Annotated in this window: 9 protein-coding genes and 1 pseudogene; 5 read left to right on the top strand and 5 right to left on the bottom strand. The window is 67.7% G+C overall.

The genetic code is table 11. The features are described from left to right. The 3 genes and pseudogenes from RDU12_RS05940 to RDU12_RS05950 all read left to right on the top strand — a co-directional run. Positions 1 to 380: pseudogene (locus tag RDU12_RS05940) on the top strand (HNH endonuclease); the annotation flags it as partial. A gap of 269 nt (positions 381 to 649) precedes the next feature. Beyond that, a complete protein-coding gene (locus RDU12_RS05945; RefSeq protein ID WP_300290101.1) occupies positions 650 to 880 on the top strand; it encodes a hypothetical protein in 231 nt (76 codons plus the stop codon). 55 nt (positions 881 to 935) lie between these two features. Next, positions 936 to 1,712 carry a transglutaminase family protein gene (locus RDU12_RS05950; RefSeq protein WP_300290102.1) on the top strand — a complete coding sequence of 259 codons (777 nt, stop codon included), beginning with the start codon at positions 936 to 938 and terminating at the stop codon, positions 1,710 to 1,712. Here RDU12_RS05950 and RDU12_RS05955 read toward each other — a convergent pair. From RDU12_RS05955 to rpmB, 3 genes are all read right to left on the bottom strand, one after another. Beyond that, positions 1,709 to 3,172: a M1 family aminopeptidase gene (locus tag RDU12_RS05955; RefSeq protein WP_308684260.1), complete on the bottom strand. Its 1,464-nt coding sequence runs from the start codon at positions 3,170 to 3,172 to the stop codon at positions 1,709 to 1,711. The genes RDU12_RS05950 and RDU12_RS05955 overlap by 4 nt on opposite strands. Then, positions 3,148 to 3,465, bottom strand: a complete 318-nt coding sequence (locus RDU12_RS05960) for a hypothetical protein (protein WP_308684261.1) — start codon at positions 3,463 to 3,465, stop codon at positions 3,148 to 3,150. The genes RDU12_RS05955 and RDU12_RS05960 overlap by 25 nt, the downstream gene beginning before the upstream one ends. 150 nt (positions 3,466 to 3,615) lie before the next feature. Continuing rightward, the gene (rpmB, locus tag RDU12_RS05965; protein WP_300290104.1) at positions 3,616 to 3,912 is read right to left on the bottom strand and encodes a 50S ribosomal protein L28; all 297 of its coding nucleotides are present in this window, start codon (positions 3,910 to 3,912) and stop codon (positions 3,616 to 3,618) included. Positions 3,913 to 4,122: 210 nt separating this feature from the next. Between rpmB and RDU12_RS05970 the strand changes: the two genes are divergently transcribed. Both RDU12_RS05970 and RDU12_RS05975 read left to right on the top strand, forming a co-directional pair. Then, the gene (locus RDU12_RS05970) at positions 4,123 to 4,596 is read left to right on the top strand and encodes a DUF3617 family protein (RefSeq protein ID WP_308684262.1); all 474 of its coding nucleotides are present in this window, start codon (positions 4,123 to 4,125) and stop codon (positions 4,594 to 4,596) included. A 65-nt stretch (positions 4,597 to 4,661) separates the two neighbouring features. After that, positions 4,662 to 5,042 carry a c-type cytochrome gene (locus tag RDU12_RS05975; protein WP_300292552.1) on the top strand — a complete coding sequence of 127 codons (381 nt, stop codon included), beginning with the start codon at positions 4,662 to 4,664 and terminating at the stop codon, positions 5,040 to 5,042. 54 nt (positions 5,043 to 5,096) lie between these two features. Here RDU12_RS05975 and RDU12_RS05980 read toward each other — a convergent pair whose 3' ends face one another. Further along, positions 5,097 to 5,660, bottom strand: a complete 564-nt coding sequence (locus RDU12_RS05980) for a CarD family transcriptional regulator (protein WP_300292550.1) — start codon at positions 5,658 to 5,660, stop codon at positions 5,097 to 5,099. A gap of 325 nt (positions 5,661 to 5,985) precedes the next feature. Beyond that, positions 5,986 to 6,077 (bottom strand): DUF3470 domain-containing protein (locus RDU12_RS05985; protein ID WP_374990193.1); only part of this gene is annotated, 92 nt, incomplete at its 5' end.

Consider the following 6,077-nt stretch of genomic DNA (forward strand, 5'->3'; position numbering starts at 1 on the left):
AGATCGTGCTGCCCAGCGTGATCGCGCTGAAGAATTACGTCGACCAGGATCGGCAGCCCGCCTTCACCCGCTTCAACGTCTTCCTGCGCGACGGCTTCGCCTGCCAGTACTGCAACGCGACGACCGAGTTGACCTTCGATCATGTCATCCCGCGCAGCCGTGGCGGTCGCACGACGTGGGAGAACATCGTCGCCGCCTGCGGCCCCTGCAATCTGAAAAAGGGCGGCCGCACGCCCCAGCAGGCCGGCATGCCCATGCGACGCGCCCCGCACCGGCCCAGCGCGTGGCAGCTCCAGGAGTTCGGCCGCCGTTTTCCGCCGCACTATCTGCACCAGAGCTGGCTCGACTACCTCTATTGGGACATCGAACTGGAGCCCTGACCGGGGCGGTCGACGCCGCCACGCCCGGGCGCATGGCGGCCGTATGCACCACTCAGGGACGTATCGCGATCATCCCGCTGTGCTCGTCGCGAAGGGCCCGCCAGGGGAGGCCGAAGGCCGGTCCCGCCAAATTTGCTTTGCCTCTCAGCAACTGTTCAGCCTAGCGTGGCCGGGTCGAGGCCGAGACTCACCGGATGCTGTTCATCCGAGGCGGGAACCGAACCGTTTCTCACCGAGTTAAGGCCCTGAGGTAATCGGGAGAGATACCAATGAAAAAGACGATTGCGGCTGTCACGGCCGGACTACTGTTGATCGCCGGTCAGGCGGCTGCGACCGCGACCGCCGGCGAAGCGACGGCCCGCGTGGGTGACCGCGTCGGAGCCCAGGCGGAAAGCTCCAGCGAGTTCGCCGGCATTCCCCTCATCGGACTGCTCGCCATCGCCGGCGTGGTCGCGGCCGCGATCGTGGTCGTGTCGGACGACAGTTCCGAAAGCGATTGAGGCCCTCTTCGCCTGAAGAGTTGACGAATTCATGGGGCCGGCCCAGTCCGGCCCCATGAAGATTCGTGTCCGCGCCGACCTCGTCTACCGCTTCGATCCGCCCACCGACGCCATCTACAAGATCCATGTGGCGCACTGGCCGGGCCAGGCCATCCTCGAGGAGCGGTTGACCGCCGCGCCTGCCGCCGACTTCATCGAAAGCCAGGACGAGGAATTCGGGGCCCGCACCCTGCGCGCCCACCTGTCGGGCGAAGTGACGCTGACCTATGAGGCCGTGGTCGACAACGGCACCCTCAAGGGATTGCCGCCCGTCACCGTCCAACACGACTGGAACGACCTCCCGGCCGAGGTCCTGCCCTACCTCAACGCCAGCCGCTATTGCCCGTCGGACCAGTTCGGCCGGTTCGCCGAGCGCACCTTCGGCGGCACCGTCGGCGGCGACCGCGTGCTGAAGATCCTCGACTGGATCAGGGCCGAGATCGACTACGAAGCCGGCGTGTCGGACAGCGAAACCACGGCCGCGCGCACCTTTATCGACCGCGCCGGCGTGTGCCGCGACTTCACCCATATGGGCATCACCCTGTGCCGGGCCTCGGGCATTCCGGCCCGCGCCGTCAGCGCCTACGCCCACCAGTTGAATCCGCCGGATTTCCACGCCGTGTTCGAGGTCTGGCTGTCGAACGGCTGGTGGCTGGTTGACCCGACCGGCCTGGCGCCGGTCGAGGGCCTGGTCCGGATCGCCTGCGGTCGCGACGCCGCCGACATCGCCTTCCTGACGACCCAGGGCCGCTGCGAGCTGGTCCGGCAGTCGGTGACGGCGGAGGCGATCTAGTCGCCTGAGCCGCCGGCGGCCTTCCACGCCTCGATAAACTCCAGCCGGCGCAGCACCTTGTTGTCGGGATCGATCAGCAGATGGGCGCCCTCCGGGACCGCGACCCGGCCGCTTCCGCCGGTCATCGCCACGGTCTGGCGCCGTCCGTCGATCTCGACCTCGACCGGCATCGGGAAGGCGGCGCCGTTGCCGGTCACCCATTCCAGCGCCAGTTCGCCGTTCGCCCGCGTCTGGCGCAGGTCGGGCAGGGCGGCCTGGTACAGATAGCCGTCGAAGAACCAGGTCAGGTCACGGCCGGTCTCCTCGTTAACGATGGCGAGGAACTCTTCGGTCGTGCCGTAGCGCGGCCGGAACTCGCCCGGCCGCGGCGTCGCCGTGCCGTAGACCAGCCGCGTCACCGAGCGGAAGAAGGCCTCGTCGCCGATCAGCAGGCGCAGGCTGTGCGCGATCAGCGAGCCCTTGTTGTAGATGTCGAGCCCGGGCCCCTTGTCGCCCTGGTAGACCTCGTCCTCGGATTTCTCCTCGCCGGAGACCACGGGGAATTTGTTGATCAGGCCGCGTCGCTGGTCGAGCAGCGAAGCCGCCATGAACCGGTCGCCGTTCAGCCAGCGGTCGTAGAGCGGCTGCATATAGCTGCCCAGGCCCTCGTGCAGCCACATGTCGTCGGCGTTGCGGTTGGTCACCTGGTTGCCGAACCACTCGTGGGCCAGTTCGTGGTGCAGCAGCCAGTCGAAGCCGCGGCCGTCCAGCTTGAACTCGTTGCCGTAGGCGTTGATCGTCTGGTGCTCCATGCCGAGGTGCGGCGTCTCGACCACGCCCATCTTCTCGTCGCCGAAGGGGTAGGGGCCGACCGTCGCCTCGTAGAAGTCGAGCATCGGCGTGATCTCGTCGAACAGGGCCCGCGCCCTGGCCGGATCGTCCGACTTCAGATGCCAGAACTGGATCGGATAGCGGTTGCCGAACCGGCTCTCATAGGTGTCGGCGATCTCGACATAGGGTCCGATGTTCAATGCGATGGCATAGGTGTTCGGATTGGCCGCCGACCAGTTCCACGTCGTCCAGCCGTCGCCGTGATCCACCGTGCCGAGGAATCGGCCGTTCGACGGCGCCGACAGGTTGGACGGCACGGTGATGTGCAGATCGACGCGGCCCGGCTCGGCCAGCGGGTGGTCGATGCACGGCCAGAAGATGTCGCAGCCCTCGGGCTGGACCGCGGTGGCGATCCACGGCTCGCCGGACGGCGCCGTGGCCCAGACGAAGCCGCCGTCCCAGGGAGCGTGCGGCGCGACGCGAGGCTGGCCGGCGTAGGCGATGCGCAGCTGCGCCGTCTCGCCGGCGGCCAGGGTCTCCGCCAGCTCCACCGCCATCCGGCCCTCCGGGTTGGACCAGCGCCCGGCGGGCACGGCCACGCCGTCGACGGCGACCTCCGACACGGTCAGCAGGGTGTCCAGTTCAACCACCAGCCGGTCGACCGGGGCGAGGGCGGTGAAGTCCAGAGGGCGACGGCGTCGATGGCCTTCTCGTCCGGGATCACCCGGATCGACAGGTCGGCCTTGTCGAACCGCATCGCCAGCTGCTCGGGCGCCCGCGGCTGGTCGGTGCCGAGGGTGAAGGCGGTGGATTCGCGGGCGGCGGCCTGGACCGGCTCCGCCTGGGCCGCGGCGGGCTCCACGGACGCCGCGGTGGTCGCGCAGGCGGCGAGGGCGATCAGGGATGCGCCCATCAGGGCGGCGCGACAGGCGATCAAGGACACGGAGGACTCCCGACGGTGGACCGCCGCCAGACTAGAGCCCGTCGCCGGTCGTGCAACCGGAAGCTTGAGCGCCCCGCATGTGTCCGCGGCGCGCAAAGAAAAAGGGCCGGCGTTTCCACCGGCCCCTTCAAATCTTGATGTCGTCGCCGATCAGGTGGCGGCCTGCTCGGCCAGCTTGGCCTTGACCTGGCGCTTGATGCGCTGGGCCGCGACCGACAGCTGCTCGTCCTTGGCCTTGACGATGAACGGGTCCAGGCCGCCCTTGTAGTCGAGGGTGCGCAGGGCGGCGTTCGAGATACGCAGCGAGAAGGACTGACCGAGGGCCTCCGAGGCCACCTTGACCGTCTTCAGCGACGGCAGGAACCGGCGCTTGGTCTTGATGTTCGAGTGGCTCACGCTGTGGCCGACCATGGGGCCGATCCCGGTGAGTTCGCAGCGACGCGACATCTGACTATCCTTCGGAGCGGTCCGCGAGACGAGGCGGACGCATGAAACAGGTGCGCGCGGGAGGTCATCCCGCGCGAGAGGGGGGCGTATAGAGGAGGAATCCTCGTCCCGTCAAGACTTGGAGCACATAGCGGAGCCGTTCAGCCGCCGTTCAATTGCCGCCATATATCCCCTTTAGTCATGAGACCGATGTTCAAACCGGGGACCGTCATGAAGCCTTCCGCCCTCGTCCGCGCCGCCGCCACCGTTGCGCCCGTGATCGCCGGCGCCCTGTTCCTCGCCGCGCCCGTCGCCCCGCAGGCCGCCATGGCGCCGCAGTCCAGCGAGGACACTGTCCTGCCGGGCTACTGGGAATACACCACCAGCGCCGTCGGCGTGCGCGACACCGAGACCAAATGCGTTCGCCCCAGCGAGATCCACCGCTTCTTCGGCGGCCTCTCGACCCGCCGTTGGCAGTGCACCTATCCGGTCCGCCAGGTCGGCAACGGCAACGCCCGTTTCGAAGGAACCTGCGAGGATCGCAAGGGCCGGCGCGTCAATGTGCGCCTGAACGGCGCCTACCAGCCCGAGAGCTTCTCCTTCCGCGGCGGGGCCCAGCTGGCGCGCGGCACGCCCTACCTGCCGGCCAGCATCACCGCCCGCCGACTCGCGGCGCAATGCCCGGCCAACGCCGAGTATTTCTAGGGCGTTTGACCTCGGTCACGGTTGGTCGGCATGCTCCGGTATCCATTGCCGGAGGAGGCGACGACATGAACCGCAACCGGATGATGATCGTGACGGGAGCGCTGGCGTTCGCGCTGGCCGGATGTGCGACGGACGAAGCTCCGCCGTCCGGCTCGGTGTATGCGTCCCCGTTCGGCTCCGCAGCCCTGGGCGGAAACCTGGTTCGGCAGAGATGCGCCGGCTGCCACGCCGTGGAACTGACTGGCGACAGCCCCATGAAGGCCGCGCCGCCCTTCCGTCAGATGGGCCGCACCTATCCCGTGCGCGATCTGCAGGAGGCCCTGGCCGAGGGACTGGTCACGGCCCATCCCGCCATGCCGCCGATCGAACTGGAGGCCAGCGAGGTCGCCCACGTCATCGCCTATCTCGAATCCGTCTCCGGCACGGGCGGCGGCGGCCCCAATTGAAAAAAGGCCCGGGAGCGATCCCGGGCCTTTCGTTCTTCAGCGTTCGTCGCCGGATCAGGCGGCTTCGGCTTCCTCGGCTTCGGCCTCGGCCGCTTCGGCGGCGGCGATGACGGCCTTCTTGGCGCTCAGCGACTTGCCGAGCAACTCGACGGCGGCGTCCTTGTCGATGCGGTTGGCGGCGGCGACTTCGCGGGCCATGCGATCCAGCGCCGATTCATAGAGCTGACGCTCCGAATAGGACTGTTCCGGCTGGCTGTCGGCGCGGTGCAGGTCGCGGACCACCTCGGCGATCGAGATCAGGTCGCCCGAGTTGATCTTGGCTTCGTATTCCTGGGCGCGACGCGACCACATGGTGCGCTTGATGCGGGCGCGGCCCTTCAGCGTGGTCAGGGCCTTGGACACGACGTCGTCGGCGGCCAGCGAACGCAGGCCGGCGGTCTTGGCCTTCTTGGTCGGGACCCGCAGCGTCATCTTCTCGTGATCGAAGGTCACGACATAGACCTCCAGAGACATGCCCGCGACTTCCTGGGTCTCGACGGCCGCCACCTTGCCGACGCCGTGCGCCGGATAGACGACCGCGTCGCCAACCTTGAACTCCAGACCACTCTTGTTCGTCATGTCATTCCTTTCCCGGCGCGGAGGACGGGCGAGACGAAAACGCAAAGACGACGGGACATCGTCCGGCGGCGGAAAGGCCGTCGGCGCGATTAGCGTCAGTCGTCAAAACGGAAACGGATCACCAAACCTCTGGCCGATCCCGCCTGCATGGGCGGGATTCTGTCGCAAACGCGGGCGGCGCGAAGAAATCGCAGACCGCCCGACCCAATGACAGTAACCTATCACAAATCTGCGGAATTTCAAAACGTCCACAGCGTCAGCGTACGGAAGGCTGTAAATCCTCTCCGGCGCGCGTCGGCGGACCGTGCGACCGTCGAGCGCGGCCTCAGGACCCCTTGCCGGGGTTGGGCGAGAAGTATTTCTCGAACTTCTCCGTCTCGCGCTCGAACTTCTCGGCGTCGGCGGGCGGCGTGCCCT

It is taken from the genome of Brevundimonas sp. (assembly GCF_031082345.1).
Classification (GTDB): domain Bacteria; phylum Pseudomonadota; class Alphaproteobacteria; order Caulobacterales; family Caulobacteraceae; genus Brevundimonas.